This is a genomic window from Stenotrophomonas sp. 85239_Sma (genome assembly GCF_056481725.1).
On sequence record NZ_CM151163.1, the window covers coordinates 1,060,647 to 1,081,638 of the forward strand.

Here is a 20,992-nt window from a genome sequence, read left to right on the forward strand (position 1 = left end):
GTTAGCGAACCTCGATTCCTTCGATGGTGATGGCCTCGCCGTCCGGCAGGTGGATCCCGGTCACTGCCAGGATCATCACGCCGGGGGCGGGGAGGGAGACGTCGACGTTCTCGACGTGAAGCCGCGGCTCCCATCGCGCGAGTGCGTCGACGGTGGCCGCGATCAGGTCCATGCGCAGTGAGCGGTTGGTTGGCGCATCGATCAGTTCGAACACGCGTGAACCGTATTCACGGCGCAGTACCCGGGAGCCAAGGGGCGTGGTGAGAACGTCACGCACGGACTGGTGCAGATGGGCGAGCCCATCCAGTGATTTGCCGGTGTTGGCGTCGATTCCTCGCATGGCCTCTATCGTCGTGGAGTGCGGGTTTTCAGGACATTGCGCGCGTGGCCGCTCAGGGCTGCGCGGGCGTGGTGGGTGCGGTCGGACCCTGTGCGGTGTGCTTGTGTGCCTTCAGGCCGATGGCGCCGGCCTTGACCTCGCCCGGTGTGCTGATGTCCTTGCCGGCGCTGATCGCACCGGTGACGTCCAGGTCGCCAGTCGCCTTGATCGATGGCGTATCGAGCACGATCGATTCGCTGGCGATCACCTGTGCCCTTGCACAGGTGACGATCACCTTGCCGCTGCCGACATCGACGTTGAGCGTGGCGGTTTCCCGGTCGTACTCGACGACGCTGCCGTCGGCGAACTCGGTGCGGTGCCGCAGTCGCGAGTCGGCCGGCGCCGGGAACCGGTCCTGGTAGAGGCTGCCGAGAACGAGGGCCTGGCCCGGGTCGCCATAGGGGCACGCCAGCAGCACCTGCTCGCCGGGTTCGGGTGCACACCAGCTGCGCACGCCCGGGCCAGCACGGCGCTCCAGCCAGGGAATCCAGTCGGTCAGCATGCCGTCGGCATCCACGCGCACGCGGCCGCCCGCTTCGTCCAGCTCGCGCACGACGCCGATCATCAGCAGGTTGCCGATCAGCCGCGCCTGTTCGGCGCTCATGGTGTTGCTCCGTCGATGGGCTGATAGCGTGCTTCGTGCGCACGACCGATCTCCGGTACGAAGCTGTAGAAGGCCTGGGGAACTGCGCCTCCGGTCTCCTCCCAGGCGTTGCTGCCCAAGGCGACCGGCAACGACCACTCCACGACCCAGGTGCGAAAGCCCGGCTGTGCCGTGGCTGCGTCTTCGGGCAGTGCGCTGATCACTTCGATCGCGCCACTGGCCGCACCGGGGAACCGCCCGAGCTGGTGCAACCAGGTGGCGAGCGCGACGGCGGCCTTGCGCAGCTGCAGTGCCGCGTCGGCAGGGGTGGCAGCGACCACGACGCGTGCCTCGAAGCGCAGCAGTGCCTGCATCTGCCCGCTGCCATCGTCATTGTCCTTGCTGCGATCACAGCGGGTCATCGCCAGCAGGCAAGCCGGTGTGGCCAGGCCTTCAGCACTGGATTCGCGATAGAAATCGACGGTTGCGAAGTCCGGGAAGCGCGCGCGGACCGCGGCTTCAATGGCGGAGTGCAGTGTGTCGAGAATGGAAGAGTGGGCGTCGGTTGCCATGTCAGCTCGTGCGTTGAATGGGAGGGCGCGCCTGGTTGGGGGGCGCGCGCTGTCTGCATCCAGTGTTGCCATCCCCGTGGCATGGGACATTGCAGGCGTGGCCGCGGGGATCAGCGCAGTTGTTGTGCGGAGACAGTGCCGGTGGCCGTACACTCCGCGGGGGCTGTTGGCGGCGTGCCGTTGAGGGTGATTCCCTGCTGGCTGCCGAGGCTGCACAGCAGGGCACGAAGCTGGTCGGCCAGTGCGTGGTACTGCCGTGCGACCGCAACGTGATTGCGTAGGAGCGCATCGTCGTTGGCCGCTTGCAGGTCCGGCAGCTCGTCCGGCGCACGCAGCTGCGCGGGTGCGATGCTGAGATCAACGCGGCAGGGCGCGGCCGGCGTTGGCTTCGCGCCAGATGCGCACGAACTCAGCATCAGCATCGCCGCGGTCACGGCCAGGAGTCTTGGCATGGGTCTCGATGTCCTGTTGCAGGGTCTGGAACTGCCGGGTGCGCTGGGCCTGCGTGGCCAGCCGCTGCGATTCGGCCTGCGCACCGGCGCGGGCGTTGCCGAGGTCCTGCCGATGTGCGGCCTGCGCCGCTTCAGCGCGGGATGCCTGCCGTGCGGCCTGGTCGGTGGCGGTGGCAAGGTCCGCGCTGCGGTCCCGCAGCGTCCACCCCAGCCAGGCACAGCATGCGTGGGTACCGGCAAGGACCAGCAGGCCCATGCGGAAACGCAGGGCGACGGGCGTCACTGCAGGCCTCCGCCGGCGGCGCGGTAAGCCATGCGCAGTGTTTCCAGCGCGTGCTCCTTCTGCCCGTAGCCGGCGCCCGGCAACGACGCCCAGATGCGTCGTGCGGCGTTGATGCCGGCATCGAAGCGACCGAGGCGGATCAACTCGTAGGCACCGCATTGCTTGAGCAGCGCCACGGCTGCGCGGTCCTGCGAAACCGGGCCGAAGTCGGGCAGGCCCAGCCGCGCGCGCAGGTCATCCCAGGTACTGCGCAGGAACTGGTAGCGACCGGCGGCACTGGATTTGATGCCATAGCGGGGCAGTGACACCAGCACGCGGGGATGGTCGCGGTAGTCGTTGAACAGCTGGCCACCAACGATCACATCGTAGCCGCGGTCATCCGAGCGCTGGCTGGGAATGTCGGTGCCTTCGGATACCGCCAGCATGTCCAGGAATGCGGCGACGTTGGCGCCACCGAGGGCGCTGGCTGCAGCGGCGGTCATGCGGCGGCCCCCGGCTGCTTGCGCACCAGGTTCAACAGAGCGTCTATCTGCACGCTCTGCTGGGCGATCTGCGCACGCAGGGCGCTGACCTCGCCGCGCAGCTGGCCGATTTCCTGGGCCATTGCTTCGCGCTCGTGCATCAGGCCGTCGGCGCGGGTACGCTCGGCTGCGAGCTGCTCCTGCAGGGTGCGCAGGGTGTTGCTGGTGGCCTCGTCTGCGGTGCGGTCGACTTTGGCCGACGACAACCACTGGCGCAGCCACAGCGACACCGCGATCAGCACACCCGAGGTTCCCCCCAGATATTTGGCCCAGTCCGGTACACCGGCCAGCAGGTCACTCTCGTTCATGCGCGCGCGTACCCCTTGAGCAGGGCTGGATGGACCGCCGGTGGTGGCGCGGAACGGGCGCCACGCAGGGCGCGCTTGATGGTGGTCTGCGAGACACCGAACTCGCGCGCGACGTGCTCGCGCGGCATGCCGCAGGCGACCGCTCGTGCGATCTGCTCGCGGCGCTCATGGGCGTTGGCCGCAAAGCACGAGGCCAGGAACAGCAGCTCGCCACCGAAGTGGGTGACCAGCCGTTGGGCAACGTCGCGGCCGAGGATGTCGATCAGGCGATGCTGGTCGGGCAGGGTGGAGGGAACGTAGACGATGACGCGATGACGGCCGGTGGTGCTGGAGGTGGTCGGCGGCCACGTACGCACCAGCGTGAGGGCTGCGGATTCGCCGATGACCTCGGCCAGGGTCTGGATGCTGTCGGGCAGGGCATTCATGGAGGATGTCTTCAGTGGCATTGATCTCCACTGTTGCCATCCCTTAGTACTAGTCAACACCTTTCGTCTACTTAGGGGTGTGCGTGCTGAAGATATTCATCGGCATCCCGAGGACGGGTGAGGAGGGCCGCACGGCGGCGCGCGACGCCCTGCGGCCGCGGGCTGTCGCTGCGGATGCTCGCTCTTTCCTTCGTACTCGCAGTCCTCACAGGGGGAGGGAAAGGCAGATCAAGGGGATGTGGCAGGTACGGGGTGAGGATGGCTTCCCGTTGGCCGTCCTCATGCAGGTGAGCAGGCCCTGAAACGAAGAAGCCCCGGACAGTGCCGGGGCTTCAGAACCGCAGGTGGTGCTGGATCAAAGGTCGAACACCAGGTTGCCGCCGGTCTTGCGCGGTATGTAACCGGCATCACGCAGCCAACGCGCTGCATTGACCTGGTCCATGCGCTTGACCGGGAAGCGGTTGGCGAACATCAGGAACCGCGCCACGGTGATCGATTCGCCTTTGCCCTTCAGGGCGGCCAGGGTCTCGGTAAACCACGGCGCCGGAGGCTGCTGGCTGCCGGGACGGGCTGCCGTTCGATCCTGCCGGGTGGTGCCGGTCTCGGCCCGCGCGTTGGCCAGCGAGCACAACGAGATGAAGATCGCGTCCAGGCTCACGATGTCCTTGCCACCCTTGGGCTGCGACTTGAACAATTCGATGGCCTTCTGGCGCGTCGACGTGAACTGTTCGACCTCCATGACAATTCCTCTCTGCGAAAATGGTTGGGGATGCAGGGTGACGACAGGTGCCGTCGGTGATGGGGGACGACCTTACATCATTTTCGCCGATGATGGGCCGGTACCTGCGGTTGGGTCAGGGAAAAGACAGGTCAGCGCGGCCCTGCTCCAGGCTCAGATCACGCCGCGCGACAGCAGCTGGTCCAGCGTCCTGCGTACCAGATCGGCCTGGCTGCCATCGTTGCTCACCTCGATGTCGACCAGCTCATCGGGCAGTGGCTGCTCGCTGGCGTGGGTGTCATGGCTGCCATGGCCCGGGCGGCTGACGCGGATCACGACACCACCGCGGCGACGGATCGCGCGGGCTTCATTGGCAAAGCGGACGTCGGGCACCAGTCCTCCCGCAGGCAGGCGCGCGAACAGCGAGCGTACCCACAGCTCGGGATGGACGCGGTCGCGGCCCCATTCGGTACCCGCAGTCTGCATCAGGTGGCGAGGGGTGAGTTCGGCCAGCCAGTCGATGGTGTCCTCCTTGCGGCGGTCCAGCTCACACAGGGAGAGCCCGAGGATGGACGCGACGAACTGCCGAAGGGGTGCGGCGAAGCTGTCGCAGGGCAGTGCCAGTGCCGACGCCAGCCCGTTGGCGAGGGTGTCCTTGCCCGCACGCTTGGCGCCGGCGATGCCGATGTAGAGCGGCGGACCCGCTTGAGGGCGTGCGCGAAGCGCAGTGCTGGCCAGGGCAGGCCCTGCACGGAACGCGGCCAGCGTGTTGGCGATCATGCGATGGCCGCTGTCGAGGGAAGCGGGAATCATGGGGAATCTACTCCTGGAAGGACGTGGCCGCTGCCAGTGGATCAGGAATCCCGTGCGGCGGTTCGGCGGTGCTGCGGGCGCGCAGGATGCGCTGGGTGATCCGGCCACCCCGCGCTGCCGCCGCGATCGGGTCAAAGCACAACATGGCGGTACGCGTACGACGGCCGGCAGCAAGGTGATCGCGGATGGTCCGCTCGGACAGTACCGGCACACGTTGGTGGATCTGTCGCACGGTGAGCTGCTCACCTTCGAAGGCATGCAGTCGGGGTCGAGGCATGGCGGAAGCGCTCCTGGAAGGTGGCGTGGCCGATACAGCCATCTTGCCCCTGTGGACCGATCCAGTCAACACCTTTCATCCACTATCATCCTGATCGGGCAGGGAGGGTGGATTGGCGCTCCATTGCCGTACCGCCAGCGATGCCAATCGCTCGCGCTCCACAGGACCCCGGGCGACCTGAACGCGCTCAAGGTACTGCTGCCGATGCCGGCGCGGACTGATCGTTCTGCACCGTCCTTGAGCGTCGATGCAGCGGTAGCCCGCCAGTTGCAGCAGACGACGTGCTTCGCAGTCCAGGCGCCACTCGGCGCTGTCGCTGCCGACCTCGCGGCCATCATGGGTACGTGGCATCAGAACGGTCCTGCGATGTGTTCGGCGAGGCTGCGGCTGCGCGGCGGCATCAGCCACACCTTTGCCCGCTCCTTGCCCACCACGCGGGTACGCACGCCATGCCGCTTCACCACGTAGGCGGCGGCCTCGTTGACCTCGCGCCGGTTCGGTTTGTCGATGCCCACCGCGATGACGATCTCGGTGGCACGGTAGTGCGTGCTCCAATGCTCGGCGGGGAGGGACCAGTCGAAGTGGCGGTCGATCAGCTCGGCGATCGGCGAGATGGGCTCGTGCTCGCTGTTGGTCGCATTGAGGGCATCCAGCTCTTCGGTGGACAGGTGCCAGGTCTCGCCACTGCGGTACAGCGCATGGGCTTCGGCCCACACCTGCTGCATGTCGATCCGCGCCGGCTCACCCAATGCCACGGCATGCACGGTCCACCAGCGGCTGTTGCCGGTCGCGTCACGCAGGAAGCGCTCGTCGTTGACACTGGCGAACAGGATGGTGCGCCGCGCATAGCGCGATTCAGTGCGCGCGTAAGGCCGGCGGATTTCATCGTGGCTGCGCGAGATGAATGATTTCAGTGCGGCGATATCGGTGCGGCGGAAGGTGGCGTCGACTTCACCCAGTTCCACGATCCACTTGGAGATGACCTGCTTGACGCTGTCCTTGTTGGCGGGATCGAGTACCACGCCATCGGCGATCAGCTTCAGTTCGGCCGGTGCCAGCTGCCGTGCCCAGCGCGTCTTGCCCAGATTCTGCCTGGAGACGAAGGTCAGTACACCACGAGCGACCACGCCATCCGGTTCAAAGGCCGCCGCCACGCCGGAGATCAGCCAGCGCCGCATCAGCACCTCCTTCAGGATGCGGCCATCGGCCATGCGCGTGGGCTGGGCTTCCTGCACGGTATCGAAGAACGCCTGGAGGCGGGACTGGCCATCCCAGGGCTGTGAGGTAATCCAGCTTGCAACGGGATTGTAGGGATTGGCTTCGGCCACCTGGCACAGGTTGGTCTCGAAGCTGGCGGTGGCCATGCCGGCGCGGTGCATGCAGTCCATCACTTCGCCGGCGGCAACCTCCTTGGCATTGTCGATCGTGGACTGGAGGTCCGGCACCAGGATCTCCAGATCCTTGCGGATGACGTTGTAGCGCACCGTAACGCCGGTACGCCGGCACAGCTCGGCGAGATTGCGCGCAGTCGGCAACGGGCGACCGCGTGCGCTGCTGTCCGGGAACGGAGTGAAGGTATCGAAGGCGGAGAGGTTGCCGGGAACCTGATAGCTCGCGGCGGCCGGGGAGCGTGTGCCAGTGTCGACGGGTGCTTCATCCGGCGCACACGGCGGGTCGGGAGCAAGTTGCGCGCGCAGTGCCTCCAGGCCTTCACGCTGATGCAGGTCGTTGAAGTCGGTGGGGCGATCATCGTCGCCGTGCACGATGGCGAATTCCGGCCAGACCACCCGCGCACCGATGTCCGCCGCAGCTTGCGTAGCCTGGCTGACACCAGGGTTTTCCAGCGGTTGCCGCGTCCATTGGTCGTTGTCCGCGCAGAGCACGAACGAGGCATCGGGCACGGCGTTGCGCCAGGCTCGGGCCACCGCCGGCAGGTTGCCCGCATCCCACGCAACCACGACGCACCAGCCGGTGGCCTGATGGATCGACGCTCCAGTGGCATAGCCCTCTGCAATGGCGATGGGATGCCCGGGCAATGGCTTGCCGATGACATGAAAGCAGCCCTGCTTGCGGCCGCCGGCCAGGAAGTCCTTGTCGCGCCCCAGTGCCGGGTCGGCATGGGGAAAGATCGCCTGCAGGGAGACGATGCGCCCGGCAGTGTTCACCACCGGCACCAACAGCGCATTCTCGATGTGGCGGAACACCAGTCCATCGCTGTTGCGTACCGGCCACGCCGCCACGCGCACGCCGTGGGCGCGTACGCCCTTGCGGGCAAGATAGGGATGGCTGTCGTCGGCGGGCATGGCCCGCTGCCACAGTACGTTGGCGGCTTTGGCCGCGGCATCCTCGCGCTCGCGTTGTTGCCGCTCCCGTTCGATCCGGGCCGATTCCTGGCGTTGCCGGGTCGCGCGCTGCTCAGTGGGACTCAGCGTGGCCGGTGATTGCGCACACCAGGCGTGCCGGGTGCCGGTACGCCAGCTGCCAAACTCGCCGGTGGGCACGTTGTCGCCGAACAGGACCGCCCATCCATTGCGCGTGCCACGGCGGTCACCCTCCACGTGGAAGCGCACCAGCGTGCCGTTGGCGTTGAGTGCATCGCGTCCGCGCGCGTCCGGCACGATGCCGTGTGCATGCATGGCCTGCAGGAACGCTGGAACGATGTCCTGCGTTGGGTGCGGTGTGTACATTCGGCGGGAACCCCTTGGAGCGTTGTTCGGTACACAGCGGCCGTGGACGGCAACAGCGCTGTGCGATGCCTGCCATGTGCAGGCCACGCGGCGGCGGTCCGACGCGAAGTGGTTAGTAGGTGAGGGAAGGTGGTGAGATGGCCATGGTGTCGGATGGGCCTGTCATTTGCAACACCTTTGGATACCTGTCATCCCCGGAGCCGCCGTCGGCGCTCCATGCGTTGGACATGCGACTGCGATCGCAGATCAGCATCATCGCCGCCTTGTGTCGCAATCGGCGAGAACCGGTTTCCGGATGATGGTCGGGCCGTTCGAAGCGGCCCTTCACTCTCTCTCAAACGCCCGCCAGGGCGTCCATGCACAAGGAGCCTGCATGACTGAAGCCGACCTCAATGAAATGCCCCGGCCCGGCGCATACGTGCCGCAGACCGCGGACGCGACGTTCTCAATCAGTGCGACGACCCCTCGATAAAATACAACCCGCATGACGGACACCATCGACGAAGCGCAGGAACTGGACGCGCGCCATCTGCAACGAGCACTGGCCCAGCACGCAACGCGGGCCCGCAGCGCTGCCCCTCTCACGCCCAATGGGGAATGCCACAACCCGGACTGCAGCGAAGACTTCGACAACGATCCGGCCAGGCTGTTCTGTGGGCCTGCCTGTGCCGAGCGTTTCGAAGCCATCCATCAACACCGCAACGCATAGGAACAGGAGACATGTCTCTGAACAGCAACGACGCTGGCTTCACCGAACGCATCGCCGGTTTGTCGGCCGAGCTCGCCCTGTTGGTGAGCCTGGTGGAGAACCACATCCATCTGCAGTTGGCTGACCTGGCCGACTCGGGTGATGTGGATGCACAGGAGCGATTCGCGGTGGCCGATCCGGAGCGCTGGTTGGAGAACGCCCGCAACAGCCTGCAGGCGGGCGTCATGTTCCTGGAACGCGCGGTGCAGCAGCCCGCACGGTTCTAGCGATGTGACGCGGGGACGGAAGGGGCCGTAAGGTCGCCTTCCGTCCCCCTGGGGCCATGGAGGGCGCCCGTGCCCGAGGCTGCGTCATAACGTCGCAGCACCTTTCTGGAAACCCTGAACGTGGTCCAAGGTTGGCCATCGCCCCGTAGAATGGTGGCGTGCGTCGTTCTGTCCTCCACCGCCGGTTCCAGGCCCTTGCATGGCTTGCCATGCTGCTGGTGCTGCTCGCCCCGTTGGTGAGCCGCTGGCTGGCACAAGGCCACGTGGTTGCTGCCGCACCGGTGGCAGCCATGGGCCACGCGACGCACGCAGAGCATGCGCAGCACGCGATGGAGGGCCACCGCGGCCATCACGCGATGGCGATGCGGCACGCTGAACCAGCGCCGAAGCCGGCTGCCGATCCACACGCCGACCATGGGATGGGCGTGGACTGCGATTACTGCCTGATCGCCGCGCGGTTGATCACCCTGCTGGTGGCCGCATTGCTGCTGCTGGCGCCGATGGAACCGGTCTGCCGCGCGTTGCGCGGTGCAGTGCGGGCGTTGCCGCAACGGATCAGCGGCACATTGGGAGCGCGCGGACCGCCGGCCTTCATGGCCGCCTGAGCCGCACGCGCGCTGCATTGATCTTCCATCCATGAGGTTGCCGGACATGGCCGGCGCCCGCACGCGCGTGTTTGTCACTTTCTGATTGCTGCCCTGCCATCGCGGGGTGGCCTTGCATGCCGTGAAAAAATGAAAACGACCCCCAACTCCACGCGCCTGCGCCGGGCGACGCTGCCTGTTCTGTGCGCGTTGCTCCTGCATGCCGCGCCCCTGCTTGCCGCCGACGCGGCACCACCGACGACGCTGGATACCGTGCGCGTGGTCGACACCCGCAGCGGCGAACTTTCGTCCACCGCCAGCGCCGGTTCCGCGCTGGGCCTGAGCGTGCTGCAGACACCGGCGAGCTTGACCGTCATCTCGCGCGAACAGCTGGAGCAGCGCGGTGACACGAACCTCAACGATGCGATCAGCCGGGCAGGCGCGATCAGTGCCATGCCGCACCCCGGCAACGGCCTGAGTGCGTTGTCCAGCCGCGGCTTCACCGACGGGGCCTCGGTGATGCGGCTGTATGACGGGTTGCGCCAGTACGGGGGCGTCGGCATCACCTTTCCGTTCGATACCTGGTCGATCGAACGCATTGAAGTGCTGCGTGGACCGGCCTCGGTGATCCATGGCGACGGTGCGATCGGCGGCGTGGTCAACATCGTGCCGAAGAAGCCCTCGCGCGGCGCCATCGAGAACGAGATCAGCGTGACCGCGGGCAGCGAGGACACCGCGCGGCTGGGCTTCGGCAGTGGTGGCGCGCTGACGCCCGAGCTGGCCTACCGGCTGGACGTGAGTGGTAATTACGGCGGTGGCTGGGTTGACCGTGGCCGCAACAGTGACACCACCTTCTCCGGTGCCTTGTTGTGGCAGCCGCGTGCGGACCTGCAGCTGACCCTCACCCATGCGCAGGGCTACCAGAAACCGATGCGCTACTTTGGCACGCCGCTGGTGGATGGCCGCCAGCTGGAGGCGCTGCGCCATCGCAACTACAACGTGGATGACAGCGAGATCCGCTATCGCGACCGCTGGACCCAGCTCGATGCACTGTGGACGCCGACCGCGAACGTCGAATGGCGCACGCGCCTCTACCAGATCGACAGCCAGCGCGATTGGCGCAATGCCGAGGCCTATGTCTACAACCGCGCCACCGGTCTGATCGATCGATCGGGCAATACCGAGATCACCCACAACCAGGACCAGACCGGACTGACCTCAACGCTGCGTGTGCAGGGCAATGTGGGCGGTTGGGCGAACAGCTTGGCGGTGGGCCTGGATGCCAACCGCGCGCACTTCAAGCACACCAACAACACCTATGCCGGCAGCTCGGGTCCGGTCGATCCGTTCGATCCGATTCCGGGCCAGTTCACCAGCGACGCGCCGAACCTGCCGCGCTACCGCAACCGTGCCGAGCAATACGCGCTGTTCGTGGAGGACCGGCTGGCATTGAGCGAACGCTGGTCGGTACTGGGTGGGCTGCGCCACGACCGCGTGCGCATCGATCGCTCCGATCTGATCGGCGGCCAGAACGCGTTCTCGAAGACCTACAGCAGCACCGGCTGGCGCGCAGGTACGGTGTTCGCGTTGCAGCCGACGCTGAGCCTGTATGCGCAGTACTCGCAGGCGGCAGACCCTGTCAGCGGACTGCTGATGATCAGCCCGGCCAACGGAGCGTTCGACCTGGCCAAGGGGCGGCAGATCGAAGTGGGCCTGAAGCAGGCCTTCGACGGCGTCGAGTGGACGTTGGCCGCGTATCGCATCCGCAAGACCGGACTGCTCAGCCGCGATCCGCTGGTGCCGGATCGCCGCGTGCAGGTGGGCGCGCAGACCTCGCGTGGCATAGAGGCCTCCTTGAACTGGAACATCGCGCCGCACTGGTCACTCGACGCCAACGCCACGGTGCTGAAGGCCGAGTTCGAGGACTTCCTGGAGACGACCGGCTCGCCGCCGATGCTGGTGTCGCGTGATGGCAACGTGCCGCCGAACGTAGCCGAACGCCTGGCCAATGCATGGTTGAGCTGGCAGTTCCTGCCGGACTGGAGCGCGGCGGCCGGCGTCCGCTATGTCGGCAAGCGCTATGCCGACAATGCCAACACGCTGGAACTGCCCGGCTACAGCAGCACCGACCTGGCGCTGATCTGGCAGGCAGCACCGCGCACGCGATTGTCTGCGCGCCTGTTCAACGTGTTCGACAAGGCGTACTACGCCACCGCGTACTACACCAGCACGCAGTGGCTGCTGGGTGCGGACCGGCGCATTGAATTCACCGTCGACCATCGCTTCTGAGGACGCGCACCATGTCGCTGCGATCCACTGCCAAGCGTTGGACCTACCTGGTGCACCGCTGGCTCGGCATCGGCGGATGCCTGTTGATGCTGCTGTGGTTCGTCAGCGGCATGGTGATGTTGTTCATCGGCTACCCGAAGCTGACGCCCGGTGAACGTCTGGCGGCATTGCCGGTGCTGCCGGAGGCCCGCGATCTGAACGGGCTGTCGGTGCTGCCTGCAGCCGTGCAGGCCGAGCCGGAGACCGTGGCACTGACCACGCTGCGTGGCGAGCCTGCGTATGTGGTGCGCACGGGAAGCAACGTGGGGGCGTGGTCAGCCGCCACCGGGCAGGCCCTGCTGCCGGTGTCGGCACAGCGTGCCGAAGCATCCGCTGCACAGTTCGCCGGCGGCCAGGCCTTCGTGGGCGCGACGCGCGTGGACGAGGACCGCTGGACCCATTCGCGCGCGCTGGACGTGCACCGGCCGCTGTACCGGGTGGAGGTGGGTGGCGCACGGCCCGGCGACCTGTATGTATCTTCGCGTACCGGTGAAGTGGTGCTGGATGCACCGCATGTGCAGCAGCGCTGGAACTATGTGGGCGCCTGGCTGCACTGGCTGTATTTCCTGCGCATGCAGTCGGTGGACCCGGTGTGGACGTGGGTGGTGATCGTGCTGTCCGCGCTGTGCACGCTGGCGGCGATCAGCGGCATCGTGGTGGGTGTGTGGCGCTGGCGTTTCCGGGGGCACTATCGGTCCGGTGCGAAGACGCCGTACGTCGAGCCGTGGATGCGCTGGCATCATCTGATCGGATTGTGTGCTGCGGCCTTCGTGTTCACCTGGATCTTCAGCGGGCTGATGTCGATGAATCCACTGGGCATCTTCAGCAGTACGCGTGAAGCGATCGACAGCGGGCGCTATCGTGGCGGCGTGGTGGCGGTGGATGGCGCGCTGGGTGAGCCGGCGACACTTCTGGCCGCAGCCGATGCCGAGCGCTTCCGGACGGTGGAGATCCAGTGGCGCCGCGTCGGAGGCGAGCTGTTCGCAGTGCTGCTGGACGGTCAGGGCGATACCCGCATCGTGTCCGGCAGCGATGGGCATCTGCAGGTTGCGCGCCTGCTGCCGGCGGCGTGGCTGCAGCAGAAGGTGCGGGCGCTGTCCGATGCGCCGATGCAGGAGTTCGTGGTGCAGCATGCAGCGGACGCGTACTTCTATCCGCGTGCGCCCGAGGCCATGAATGGCGCAGCGGTACGGCGCTTCCCGGTAGCCGTGGTGGACTTCGGCGATGCCGAGGCGACGCGCGTCTATCTCGACCTGGCCACCGGTGATCCGTTGCTGACGATGGGGCATCGCGAGCGGGTGGGGCGCTGGCTGTTCTACTTCCTGCACAGCTGGGATCTGCCCGCGATGTTGCGCCAGGAAGGTGCCCGGCTGGCGGTGTTGCTGCTGCTGAGCGCTGCCGGCACCGCGTTGTGTGCCACGGCGACGGTGATCGGCTATCGGCGATTGCGGATGACACTGCGGCGCAGGCGGCGCTGATGCCGCGGGCTACACCCGCAGCCAACGCGTGGAGACGGCCACCAGCAACAAGGCCGTGGCCACGCCGATGAACGCAGCGATCAGGCCGAAATGGTTGGCGGCAAAACCGATCAACGCCGGTCCGGCAAGGATGCCGGCGAAGCCCAGCGTGGAAACGGCGGTGATTGCCAGTGCGCCGGGCATGCGGGTCTGGTGGCCGGCCAGCGAGAACAACGCCGGTGCGATGTTGGCGCAGCCAAGGCCGACCAGCACATGGCCGAGCAGTGACGCCTGCCACGGCGTGACCAGGGTCAGCACGAGCACGCCCCCGGCGGCGAGCAGCGCGCCGAACACGATCGCGCGCTCACGGCCTACGCGCGCCACCAGCGCATCGCCGAACAGGCGCGCGACGGTCATGGTCAGGGTGAAGGTCACATAGCCGATACCGGCGAGGCTGGCATTGACGCGACGCACATCGCTGAGGAAGACCGCGCTCCAGTCGAGCATCGCGCCTTCGCCGAGGAAGGCAACGAACGCCAGCACGCCGATGAACAGCACGATGCCGTGCGGCAGGGCCAGCATCGGTGTGTCGTGTGGCGTGCGTTCGCTGTGCCAGTGCGCGGCCGAGAGCAGCATCACCAGCAGCATGGCGCCGATGCCGATCATCACCGATGCCAAAGGGGGCAGCCGTGCGGACAGCAGCACGGTCATGATGGCCGCGCCGAGGAAGCCGCCGATGCTGAAGAAGGCATGGAAGCCGGACATCATCACGCGGCGTGCTTCGCGCTCGACGATGACGGCCTGAACGTTCATCGTGCAGTCCATCGCGCCCACGGCGGCGCCGAACACGAACAGCACCAGCCCCAGTGACCAGGCCGAACCGGCCAGCGCCAGGCCGGGCGCGGTCAGGCAGATCAGCAGGCTGCTGGCCACCATCACCCGGCGGCAACCGAGGCGCGCGGCCAGCACGCCGGACAAGGGCATCGCCAGCAGCGAGCCGGCACCAAGGCAGAGCAGCACCAGGCCCAGCGTGGCGTCATTGATGCCGGTGCGCGCCTTGGCGAACGGCACCAGGGTGGCCCACAGCGCGGTGGCGAAGCCGGGAATGAAGAATGCAGCGCGGGTCGCGTGCTGTTCGGCACGCGCGCGGTTGGCAAGGGACATGAGCGGTACGGTCAGGGAGGCGTGGGGTGCACCGCGATGCCGGCGGCGCGGAAGCGTGCGGCCAGCGCAGGCGGTGCCGAGGTGGTCAGGACCAGGTCGTCGATCTCGTCGAGGCTGGCAATCTGCCAGTTGCCGCGTGCACCGAGTTTTTCAGTGGTGGCGGCGACGATGACGCGACTGCTGCACGCCACCATCGCGCGCTTCAGCGTGGCCTCTTCCGCATCCATCGCCCACACGCCGGTGTCGCCGTCCACCGCGCAGGGGCCGGGCAGGTACACGTCGGCCCGCAGGCGCTGCACCTGGGCCAGTGCTTCGGCGCCGACCGCACCACCACCGTTGGCCAAACGCCCGCCGATCAGCTGCACCGAGGTGCCTTCGAGCATGCTGGCGGCGGTGGCGATCTGTGGCGCGTTGGTGATCACCGTCAGGCCGAGGGCGGCCGGCAACTGCTGGGCGACCGCCAGGTTGGTCGAGCCGGCGTCGAGCAGTACCACCTGGCCGGGCTGCAGCAGCGCGCAGACGCGGGCGGCCAGCTCGGCCTTGTCGCCGCGGTCGCGGGTCAGGCGCTCGCGCAGCGGCCGTTCCTTGGGCGGCGGCAGCACGGCGCCGCCGTAGACGCGCTGGCACAGGCCTTGTGCGGCCAGTTCGCGCAGGTCGCGGCGGATCGAATCTTCGGAGACGGCATAGCGGCGCGCCAGTTCGGCGGCGACCACGCGGCCCTGCTGGCGCAGTTCCTCGAGGATCTGCTGGGTGCGCTGGGCGGGGAGGGGGCTGGGACCGGAGCTCATGACGCAAGTCTGCACGTTTGTGCATTAACGTGCAACAACGTGCATTTGGCGGGAGTGGACACAGAACGGCTGGATTGCCGGTGAACCGGCCTGCGCCCGCGTCTATGGATCACCTTTGCGGCCCGGCATCATGGCGGGGCCCTTGGCGTGGAATCCACGATGTCCCCCACCGTTCACCGCAAGCTGCGCATCGGCGCGGACCAGTACACCGGCCAGAAAGTGGTCGACCAGCAGTTCCATGAGTGCGACTTTTCCGGTGCCGACCTGACCGCCACCGAGTTCATCAACTGCAGCTTCTACGACGCCGACAGCCGCGCCGGCTGCCGCTTCAATGGCGCCACGCTGAAGGAAGCCAGCTTCCGCAGCTGCGACATCAGCATGTGCCATTTCAATTTCATCAAGGCACTGGGCCTGGAGATCAGCGAATGCCGCGCGCAGGGCGCGGATTTCAGCAACGCCAGCTTCATGAACCAGGTCACCACGCGCAGCTGGTTCTGCAGTGCGTTCATCAAGAAGTCGAACCTGCGCTATGCCAATTTCTCGCGGGTGACATTGGAGAAGTGCGAACTGTGGGAGAACCGCTGGGATGGCGCGAACCTGAGTGGCGCCAGCTTCGCCGGTTCGGATCTGTCCGGCGGCCAGTTCGAGGGCATCGACTGGAACAGCGCCAACTTCACCGACTGTGACCTGACCCGCTCGGAGCTGGGCGAGCTGGACCTGCGCAGCACCAACCTGCGCGGCGCCACGCTGGACGTGCAGCAGGTAGCGCTGTTGATGCAGCGCATCGGCATTACCGTAGTGCCGTAGGCATCATCCGGCGTACGCCACCCAGCCCTTGAAGCTGAAGCCGGCATAGAACAGCTCGATGCTCTCGAAGCCGGCTTCCTGCAGCAGTGCCACTTCCTGTTCGGGAGCCAGCAGCGGCAATCGCTCGGCAATAGCCTCGATCGCGCGCTGAGCATCGGCGTGGGCAACGCCAGAGGCTTCGGCGAACGCCGCGTAGCGCTGCAACCAGCGCAGCTTGCCGGCCGGATCCTGCGGCACGCTGTGGTGCGCCAGCACCAGCGGCGCGCCGGGCTGCAGGCGCCGGTGCAGTTCGCGCAGCGTGTGCAGGCGCTGCGTGGCGTCGAGGAAGTGCAGGGTCAGCAGGCAGCTGGCACCATCGAAGCGCACGTCCGGGGCATCGTCGATGTAGCCTTCCAGCAGCTCAACGCGTGCGTTCAACGGGCCCAGCGTCTGCTCGGCCAGGGCCAGCATCGGCGCGGCCGGGTCCACGCCCAGCAGCTGCCAACCCGGTTGCGCCTCGGCGAAGGCTTTCAGCTCCAGCCCGCCACCGGCACCGAGTACCAGCACGCGGCCCTGCGCGGGGACACGTTCGGCCAGCAGCAGACGGCTCATCTGCTGCAGGGCGAGGAAACCCGGCACCTGGCGCAGTGGCGCTTCGGCATAGCGGGCCACCGCCTGCGGATCGGAGAACGTGGACATGCGCGGATTCCTGCGGCGGGGGACATACCACTGTAGCGCGGCGCGCAAGAGGCATTGCGCGCCGCTGCCGCACGGGCAGGACAGGGATCAGGCCGCCGCGGCCCCGAGTACGTCCTGCAGTCGTACCTCGCCGAGGAAACCACCGCTGCTGGTTGCCGGCTGCTGCGCCTCGATGGCATGGGCGAACTGCACGCCGGCGTCGTCCTGCAGGCGCTCGAACAGCTGCTGCACCCTGGGGAACTCGCGACGATCAACCACCTGGTGGTAATCGTTCCAGCGCGCGATGCCGGCGAAGTAGGCATCGGCCAAGCTGCGCTGTGCGCCCAGCAGCCACGGGCCCGTGCCGATCATCTGCTCCAGTGCCTGATGTGCGTGGCGGACCTTGGTCGTGCCGTACGTACGCAGCGCTTCACCTTCGGCACCCTCCGCGTGTTCCAGTGCATGCCAGAGCGGGGCGTAGGCACCGAAGAAGCTGGTGTTGAGATAGGCCAGCCGGTGGTTGAGGCGATCGAAGCCGGGCGTGCCCTGTGCGAAGCCCAGGCCCTGCGCGATGCCCTTCGCGGCCAGATGGTTGAGGATGGCCAGGCTTTCGCTGAGCAGTTCGCCCTGCGCGGTGCGCAGGGTCGGGGTTTCGCCCAGTGGATTGAAGCGGCGGTAGTCTTCGCCCTGCACCTGGCCGGGCATGTCGATGCGGCACAGCTGGTAAGGCTGGCGCAGCCACTCCAGGGCAACGATGGAGCCGAACGAGCAGCCCGAGGGCACGCCGTAGAAGAGGATCGGGGTCATGGCAGGTTTCCGGTTCAAGCCGCGATGCGGCGGGTGAGGAAAGCGTGCCTGCGTGGACATTGCCCCGGAAGCCGTCAGAATGGCATCCTGAAGTCCACATCTGTGGACGTTGCGCATGCTCAATCTCAACGATCTGGCCCTGTTCGTGACCGCAGTGGAGCAGGGCGGGTTCGCGGCTGGTGGCCGCCATCTGGGCTTGCCGCGCTCGACCCTGAGCAAGCGCGTGGCGCTGCTGGAAGAACACCTCGAGGTGCGGCTGCTGCAACGCAGTTCGCGTCGCTTCGCGTTGACCGAGGTCGGCCAGGCGTTCTTCGAACGCGCACGCACGGCCCTGTCTGAAGTGGAGGCCGCCGAGGCCATCGTCCGCGACCGCCAGGCCGAACCCAGCGGCACCGTGCGCATCAGCGCTTCGATTCCGGTGGTGCAGGGCGAGCTCGCCGCGTGCCTGCCTGCACTGGCCCGCCGCTATCCACGGCTGCGGATCGAAGTTGAAGCAAGTGATCGTTTCATCGATCTGGCTCAGGAGGGCATCGACATCGCCCTGCGCAGCCACTTCGGTCCGTTGCCGGATTCGGGGTTGGTGCAACGCGCGTTGGGGAGCGAACGCATCGCGCTGGTCGCGTCCCCTGGCTATCTGGCAGCTGCACCAGCATTGGTGGCACCAGAGCAACTACGCGCGCATGCCGGCCTGCTCACCGCGCGCCACGCCACGCGATGGACGCTGCACGGCCCCGACGCCCGCACCGTGCAGGTGGAGCCGCAGGTGGCAATGGTCGGCAATGAATCGCAGCTGCTGATCGCGGCGGCCGAGGCGGGCCTTGGCATCACCGTGCTGCCCTACAGCCTGTGTGCTGCGGCTCTTGTGGCCGGTCGCCTGCAGCACGTGCTGCCGGCGTGGCACGCCGGCGAAGTGACCACCAGCGTGCTGCTGCCACATCGTCGCGGCCAGTTGCCGGGCGTGCGCGTGGTGGTGGATGCGCTGGTCGCGCATTACCAGCTCAACGCAACTCCCGCGCCAGCACCTGCCAGATCCGTGCGTCCTGGCACTGCGAAACGTTGAAGCGCAGATAGTCGGCCGCGCGCTGCGACTGGCTGAACGCGTTGCCCGGCGCCAGCACGATGCCTTCGCGCAGGCACTGCCGCGCCAGTGCGGCGGCATCGCGGCCATCCGGCAGTTGGCACCACAGGAACAGTCCGGCTTCTGGCTGCAGCCACGGCGTGATGCCAAGCGTGTGCAGCTTGCGCAGCGTGTGCCGGCGCGCATCGGCCAAACGCGAACGCACCGATTGCATGTGGCGTCGGTAGCCGCTGTCGGTCAGCGCGATGTGCATCAATTGTGCGGCCAGATGGCCACCGCCGAAGCTGGTCGCCAGCTTCAGGTCGGTCAACGCCTCGATCCAGTCGCGGCGCGCAGCGATGTAGCCGCAGCGCGAGGCCGCCGACAGCGTCTTGGAAAAACTGCCGACGTGGATCACCCGTGACAGCCCATCGAGTGCGGCCAGGCGCGGTGCCGGCTGCAGTTCGAAGTCGGCGAAGATGTCGTCCTCGACGATGATCAGTTCGCTGCGTTCGGCCAGGCCCAGCAGGCGATGTGCGGTGCTGGCCGAGAGCACCGCACCGGTCGGGTTGTGCAGGCCGGAGTTGGTGATGTACTGCCGCGGCGAATGGTCCTGCAATGCGCGTTCGAACGCTTCGAGGTCCGGGCCGGTGGGCGTGTACGGCACACCCACTGCCTGTACCTGGTGCGCCTTCAGCAACGCGTGGTAATTGAAGTAACTTGGGTCATCGACCAGCACGCAGTCGCCGGGCTTGAGCAGGAAGCGGCAGATCAGGTCGACCGCGTGCGTACCGGATTCGGTCAGCACGATCTGCTCCATCGGTGCATCGATGCCCAGCGTAGCGCTTCGCCGTTGCAGCAGCTGGCGCAACGCGGGCAGCCCGAGTGGGCCGGCGTAGTCGGCCAGATGCATGGCATCGGCGCGCGCCAACCGACGCAGGCCGCGCCGCACGCCGTCGTGGTACAGCCATTCACTGGGCATCCAGCCGCACCCGGGCTTGAGGTGGCCCGGCGGGGTTTCCAGCGACTGCCGCGACACCCACAGCGGGTCCACGGCGCGGTCCAGCCGGGGCTCCATCTCGGCCAGTGCCAGCGGTGCGGCGGGCCCGCTGACGTAGAAGCCGGATCCTGCGCGCGCAGTGATCAGGCCTTCGGCCGCGAGGCGCTCGTAGGCTTCGACCACGGTGGAGACCGACACTCCCATCGCAGCCGCCTGCGCGCGCACCGAAGGCAGGCGGGAGCCGGGACCATCCACGCGTGCGGTGATGCGGTTGCGGACGGCCTGGATGACCGATTCGATGCGGGTAAGCGGACGTGACATGGCAGCACTGTAGTGGAAGTGTGGGCAGTACAGTTATTTGCGACTGTACTGGATTGTAGCTGGGGTGGTTCCGCGCTGGATGCTTCCATACAGGCTCCGCCAGGCGTCGCCCGGCACTTCAGGATTACAGGCGTGGAACGGTCGGCGAGTGGTTGGATCAATGGCTTCATTGGTGTGGTGATCTTCGCAGGCTCATTGCCGGCCACCCGTCTGGCGGTGCTGCAGCTGGATGCGGGGTTCATCACCGCCGCCCGCGCCACCATCGCCGCTGTGCTTGGCCTGGGGCTGCTGGTGCTGCTGCGCCAGCCGTGGCCGCGGCGTGGCGACCTGCCGGGGTTGCTGGTGGTTGGCCTCGGCGTTGTGGTCGGCTTTCCGCTGCTGACCGCGCTGGCCCTGCGCCATGCCTCATCAGCGCACACCATCGTGTTCCTGGGCTTGTTGCCGCTGAGCACCGCGGTATTCGGCGTGCTGCGCGGTGGCGAACGGCCGCGCCGGGCGTTCTGGTTGTTCTCGTTGCTGGGCAGCGCCTGCGTGGTCGGCTATGCAGTGCGCAACGGCATCGAGGCGTCATTGCAGGCCGACCTGCTGATGCTGGCGGCAATCGTGGTGTGCGGGTTGGGCTATGCCGAAGGCGGCCGGCTCGCCCGTCATCTGGGCGGCTGGCAGGTGATCAGCTGGGCGTTGCTGCTGGCGTTGCCGGTGATGCTGCCGTTGGCAGTGCTGATGCGCCCGGCCTCGTTCGCGGCAGTCGGCGCTTCGGCGTGGTGGGCGCTGGGCTACGTGGCGGTGTTCAGCATGCTGATCGGTTTCCTGTTCTGGTACCGCGGGCTGGCCCAGGGTGGCATCGCCGCTGTTGGCCAGCTGCAGTTGCTGCAGCCGTTCTTCGGCCTGGCCCTGGCCGCGCTGCTGCTGCACGAAGCGGTCAGCCTCAGCATGGTGCTGGTGACCGTGGTCGCGGTGATCTGCGTGGCCGGCGCGCGCCGCTTCAGCCGCTGAAAAAAGGGGACGGAGGGGATTAAGTCGCAACTG

Annotated in this window: 25 protein-coding genes; 8 read left to right on the forward strand and 17 right to left on the reverse strand. The window is 67.2% G+C overall.

What is annotated here, in order from left to right; translation table 11 throughout:
- Position 1 precedes the first annotated feature (1 nt).
- From ACYKG1_RS04975 to ACYKG1_RS05030, 12 genes are all read right to left on the reverse strand, one after another.
- Positions 2–340, reverse strand: coding sequence for a GPW/gp25 family protein (locus tag ACYKG1_RS04975; RefSeq protein ID WP_010483777.1), 339 nt, complete (start codon positions 338–340; stop codon positions 2–4).
- A gap of 52 nt (positions 341–392) precedes the next feature.
- A complete protein-coding gene (locus tag ACYKG1_RS04980) occupies positions 393–983 on the reverse strand; it encodes a phage baseplate assembly protein V (protein WP_478471974.1) in 591 nt (196 codons plus the stop codon).
- Positions 980–1,534: a hypothetical protein gene (locus tag ACYKG1_RS04985; protein WP_478471975.1), complete on the reverse strand. Its 555-nt coding sequence runs from the start codon at positions 1,532–1,534 to the stop codon at positions 980–982. The genes ACYKG1_RS04980 and ACYKG1_RS04985 overlap by 4 nt, the downstream gene beginning before the upstream one ends.
- 357 nt (positions 1,535–1,891) lie before the next feature.
- Entirely contained in the window at positions 1,892–2,269 is a 378-nt protein-coding gene (locus tag ACYKG1_RS04990) for a hypothetical protein (RefSeq protein WP_262083204.1), read from the reverse strand.
- Complete coding sequence (locus ACYKG1_RS04995) at positions 2,266–2,751, reverse strand: glycoside hydrolase family 24 protein (protein ID WP_262083205.1); 486 nt, start codon at positions 2,749–2,751, stop codon at positions 2,266–2,268. The genes ACYKG1_RS04990 and ACYKG1_RS04995 overlap by 4 nt, the downstream gene beginning before the upstream one ends.
- Positions 2,748–3,098 carry a hypothetical protein gene (locus ACYKG1_RS05000; RefSeq protein ID WP_005408337.1) on the reverse strand — a complete coding sequence of 117 codons (351 nt, stop codon included), beginning with the start codon at positions 3,096–3,098 and terminating at the stop codon, positions 2,748–2,750. Before ACYKG1_RS05000 ends, ACYKG1_RS04995 begins: the two co-directional genes overlap by 4 nt.
- Positions 3,095–3,523, reverse strand: a complete 429-nt coding sequence (locus ACYKG1_RS05005; RefSeq protein WP_262226292.1) for a Mor transcription activator family protein — start codon at positions 3,521–3,523, stop codon at positions 3,095–3,097. Before ACYKG1_RS05005 ends, ACYKG1_RS05000 begins: the two co-directional genes overlap by 4 nt.
- Before the next feature lie 355 nt (positions 3,524–3,878).
- Positions 3,879–4,262 (reverse strand): hypothetical protein, encoded by a 384-nt coding sequence (locus ACYKG1_RS05010; protein ID WP_478471978.1) that lies wholly within the window; start codon positions 4,260–4,262, stop codon positions 3,879–3,881.
- A 153-nt stretch (positions 4,263–4,415) separates the two neighbouring features.
- Positions 4,416–5,054: a deoxynucleotide monophosphate kinase family protein gene (locus ACYKG1_RS05015; RefSeq protein WP_478471979.1), complete on the reverse strand. Its 639-nt coding sequence runs from the start codon at positions 5,052–5,054 to the stop codon at positions 4,416–4,418.
- Positions 5,055–5,061: 7 nt separating this feature from the next.
- Positions 5,062–5,331 (reverse strand): hypothetical protein, encoded by a 270-nt coding sequence (locus ACYKG1_RS05020; RefSeq protein WP_478471981.1) that lies wholly within the window; start codon positions 5,329–5,331, stop codon positions 5,062–5,064.
- A gap of 75 nt (positions 5,332–5,406) precedes the next feature.
- The gene (locus ACYKG1_RS05025) at positions 5,407–5,682 is read right to left on the reverse strand and encodes a DUF7696 family protein (RefSeq protein WP_478471983.1); all 276 of its coding nucleotides are present in this window, start codon (positions 5,680–5,682) and stop codon (positions 5,407–5,409) included.
- A complete protein-coding gene (locus tag ACYKG1_RS05030; protein ID WP_478471984.1) occupies positions 5,682–8,018 on the reverse strand; it encodes a VapE domain-containing protein in 2,337 nt (778 codons plus the stop codon). Before ACYKG1_RS05030 ends, ACYKG1_RS05025 begins: the two co-directional genes overlap by 1 nt.
- Before the next feature lie 484 nt (positions 8,019–8,502).
- Here ACYKG1_RS05030 and ACYKG1_RS05035 point away from each other — a divergent pair, with 484 nt between their 5' ends.
- The 5 genes from ACYKG1_RS05035 to ACYKG1_RS05055 all read left to right on the forward strand — a co-directional run bounded on the left by ACYKG1_RS05035 (position 8,503) and on the right by ACYKG1_RS05055 (position 13,383).
- A complete protein-coding gene (locus ACYKG1_RS05035; RefSeq protein ID WP_262083212.1) occupies positions 8,503–8,727 on the forward strand; it encodes a hypothetical protein in 225 nt (74 codons plus the stop codon).
- 11 nt (positions 8,728–8,738) lie between these two features.
- On the forward strand, positions 8,739–8,993 hold the full coding sequence (locus ACYKG1_RS05040; RefSeq protein WP_054171134.1) for a hypothetical protein: 255 nt from the start codon (positions 8,739–8,741) through the stop codon (positions 8,991–8,993).
- Positions 8,994–9,202: 209 nt separating this feature from the next.
- Entirely contained in the window at positions 9,203–9,598 is a 396-nt protein-coding gene (locus tag ACYKG1_RS05045) for a DUF2946 family protein (protein WP_100471472.1), read from the forward strand.
- A gap of 129 nt (positions 9,599–9,727) precedes the next feature.
- Positions 9,728–11,866: a TonB-dependent receptor gene (locus ACYKG1_RS05050; protein ID WP_478471985.1), complete on the forward strand. Its 2,139-nt coding sequence runs from the start codon at positions 9,728–9,730 to the stop codon at positions 11,864–11,866.
- Between the two features lie 11 nt (positions 11,867–11,877).
- Positions 11,878–13,383: a PepSY domain-containing protein gene (locus tag ACYKG1_RS05055; protein ID WP_478471986.1), complete on the forward strand. Its 1,506-nt coding sequence runs from the start codon at positions 11,878–11,880 to the stop codon at positions 13,381–13,383.
- Between the two features lie 9 nt (positions 13,384–13,392).
- On the opposite strand, the gene ACYKG1_RS05060 is transcribed toward ACYKG1_RS05055, so the two are convergent.
- Together ACYKG1_RS05060 and ACYKG1_RS05065 are read right to left on the reverse strand one after the other, a co-directional pair.
- Positions 13,393–14,526, reverse strand: coding sequence for an MFS transporter (locus ACYKG1_RS05060; protein ID WP_478471988.1), 1,134 nt, complete (start codon positions 14,524–14,526; stop codon positions 13,393–13,395).
- 11 nt (positions 14,527–14,537) lie between these two features.
- On the reverse strand, positions 14,538–15,314 hold the full coding sequence (locus tag ACYKG1_RS05065) for a DeoR/GlpR family DNA-binding transcription regulator (protein WP_262226301.1): 777 nt from the start codon (positions 15,312–15,314) through the stop codon (positions 14,538–14,540).
- Positions 15,315–15,473: 159 nt separating this feature from the next.
- On the opposite strand from ACYKG1_RS05065, the gene smqnr reads away from it, so the two are divergent.
- Positions 15,474–16,121 carry a SmQnr family pentapeptide repeat protein gene (gene smqnr / locus ACYKG1_RS05070; protein WP_262083218.1) on the forward strand — a complete coding sequence of 216 codons (648 nt, stop codon included), beginning with the start codon at positions 15,474–15,476 and terminating at the stop codon, positions 16,119–16,121.
- 3 nt (positions 16,122–16,124) lie between these two features.
- Here smqnr and ACYKG1_RS05075 read toward each other — a convergent pair whose 3' ends face one another.
- Positions 16,125–16,799 carry a class I SAM-dependent methyltransferase gene (locus ACYKG1_RS05075; RefSeq protein ID WP_100471477.1) on the reverse strand — a complete coding sequence of 225 codons (675 nt, stop codon included), beginning with the start codon at positions 16,797–16,799 and terminating at the stop codon, positions 16,125–16,127.
- 87 nt (positions 16,800–16,886) lie between these two features.
- The gene (locus ACYKG1_RS05080) at positions 16,887–17,585 is read right to left on the reverse strand and encodes a glutathione S-transferase family protein (RefSeq protein WP_478471991.1); all 699 of its coding nucleotides are present in this window, start codon (positions 17,583–17,585) and stop codon (positions 16,887–16,889) included.
- 115 nt (positions 17,586–17,700) lie between these two features.
- Between ACYKG1_RS05080 and ACYKG1_RS05085 the strand changes: the two genes are divergently transcribed.
- Entirely contained in the window at positions 17,701–18,645 is a 945-nt protein-coding gene (locus tag ACYKG1_RS05085) for a LysR substrate-binding domain-containing protein (RefSeq protein WP_478471993.1), read from the forward strand.
- Here ACYKG1_RS05085 and ACYKG1_RS05090 read toward each other — a convergent pair.
- Positions 18,584–19,963: an aminotransferase-like domain-containing protein gene (locus tag ACYKG1_RS05090; RefSeq protein WP_478471994.1), complete on the reverse strand. Its 1,380-nt coding sequence runs from the start codon at positions 19,961–19,963 to the stop codon at positions 18,584–18,586. The genes ACYKG1_RS05085 and ACYKG1_RS05090 overlap by 62 nt on opposite strands.
- Positions 19,964–20,095: 132 nt before the next feature.
- On the opposite strand from ACYKG1_RS05090, the gene ACYKG1_RS05095 reads away from it, so the two are divergent.
- Positions 20,096–20,959: a DMT family transporter gene (locus tag ACYKG1_RS05095; protein WP_478471996.1), complete on the forward strand. Its 864-nt coding sequence runs from the start codon at positions 20,096–20,098 to the stop codon at positions 20,957–20,959.
- The last annotated feature ends 33 nt before the right edge of the window (positions 20,960–20,992 follow it).

Bases quoted from the DNA above. Each gene is read 5' to 3' on its own strand.
- ACYKG1_RS05075 (WP_100471477.1), bottom strand. From the start codon at position 16,799: ATGTCCACGTTCTCCGATCCGCAGGCGGTGGCCCGCTATGCCGAAGCG.
- ACYKG1_RS05080 (WP_478471991.1), bottom strand. From the start codon at position 17,585: ATGACCCCGATCCTCTTCTACGGCGTGCCCTCGGGCTGCTCGTTCGGC.
- ACYKG1_RS05025 (WP_478471983.1), bottom strand. From the start codon at position 5,682: ATGCCACGTACCCATGATGGCCGCGAGGTCGGCAGCGACAGCGCCGAG.
- ACYKG1_RS05085 (WP_478471993.1), top strand. From the start codon at position 17,701: ATGCTCAATCTCAACGATCTGGCCCTGTTCGTGACCGCAGTGGAGCAG.
- smqnr (WP_262083218.1), top strand. From the start codon at position 15,474: ATGTCCCCCACCGTTCACCGCAAGCTGCGCATCGGCGCGGACCAGTAC.
- ACYKG1_RS05035 (WP_262083212.1), top strand. From the start codon at position 8,503: ATGACGGACACCATCGACGAAGCGCAGGAACTGGACGCGCGCCATCTG.
- ACYKG1_RS05055 (WP_478471986.1), top strand. From the start codon at position 11,878: ATGTCGCTGCGATCCACTGCCAAGCGTTGGACCTACCTGGTGCACCGC.
- ACYKG1_RS05005 (WP_262226292.1), bottom strand. From the start codon at position 3,523: ATGAATGCCCTGCCCGACAGCATCCAGACCCTGGCCGAGGTCATCGGC.
- ACYKG1_RS04995 (WP_262083205.1), bottom strand. From the start codon at position 2,751: ATGACCGCCGCTGCAGCCAGCGCCCTCGGTGGCGCCAACGTCGCCGCA.
- ACYKG1_RS05015 (WP_478471979.1), bottom strand. From the start codon at position 5,054: ATGATTCCCGCTTCCCTCGACAGCGGCCATCGCATGATCGCCAACACG.
- ACYKG1_RS05020 (WP_478471981.1), bottom strand. From the start codon at position 5,331: ATGCCTCGACCCCGACTGCATGCCTTCGAAGGTGAGCAGCTCACCGTG.
- ACYKG1_RS05030 (WP_478471984.1), bottom strand. From the start codon at position 8,018: ATGTACACACCGCACCCAACGCAGGACATCGTTCCAGCGTTCCTGCAG.
- ACYKG1_RS05065 (WP_262226301.1), bottom strand. From the start codon at position 15,314: ATGAGCTCCGGTCCCAGCCCCCTCCCCGCCCAGCGCACCCAGCAGATC.
- ACYKG1_RS05060 (WP_478471988.1), bottom strand. From the start codon at position 14,526: ATGTCCCTTGCCAACCGCGCGCGTGCCGAACAGCACGCGACCCGCGCT.
- ACYKG1_RS05050 (WP_478471985.1), top strand. From the start codon at position 9,728: ATGAAAACGACCCCCAACTCCACGCGCCTGCGCCGGGCGACGCTGCCT.
- ACYKG1_RS05090 (WP_478471994.1), bottom strand. From the start codon at position 19,963: ATGTCACGTCCGCTTACCCGCATCGAATCGGTCATCCAGGCCGTCCGC.
- ACYKG1_RS04980 (WP_478471974.1), bottom strand. From the start codon at position 983: ATGAGCGCCGAACAGGCGCGGCTGATCGGCAACCTGCTGATGATCGGC.
- ACYKG1_RS05010 (WP_478471978.1), bottom strand. From the start codon at position 4,262: ATGGAGGTCGAACAGTTCACGTCGACGCGCCAGAAGGCCATCGAATTG.
- ACYKG1_RS04975 (WP_010483777.1), bottom strand. From the start codon at position 340: ATGCGAGGAATCGACGCCAACACCGGCAAATCACTGGATGGGCTCGCC.
- ACYKG1_RS05045 (WP_100471472.1), top strand. From the start codon at position 9,203: ATGCTGCTGGTGCTGCTCGCCCCGTTGGTGAGCCGCTGGCTGGCACAA.
- ACYKG1_RS04985 (WP_478471975.1), bottom strand. From the start codon at position 1,534: ATGGCAACCGACGCCCACTCTTCCATTCTCGACACACTGCACTCCGCC.
- ACYKG1_RS05000 (WP_005408337.1), bottom strand. From the start codon at position 3,098: ATGAACGAGAGTGACCTGCTGGCCGGTGTACCGGACTGGGCCAAATAT.
- ACYKG1_RS05040 (WP_054171134.1), top strand. From the start codon at position 8,739: ATGTCTCTGAACAGCAACGACGCTGGCTTCACCGAACGCATCGCCGGT.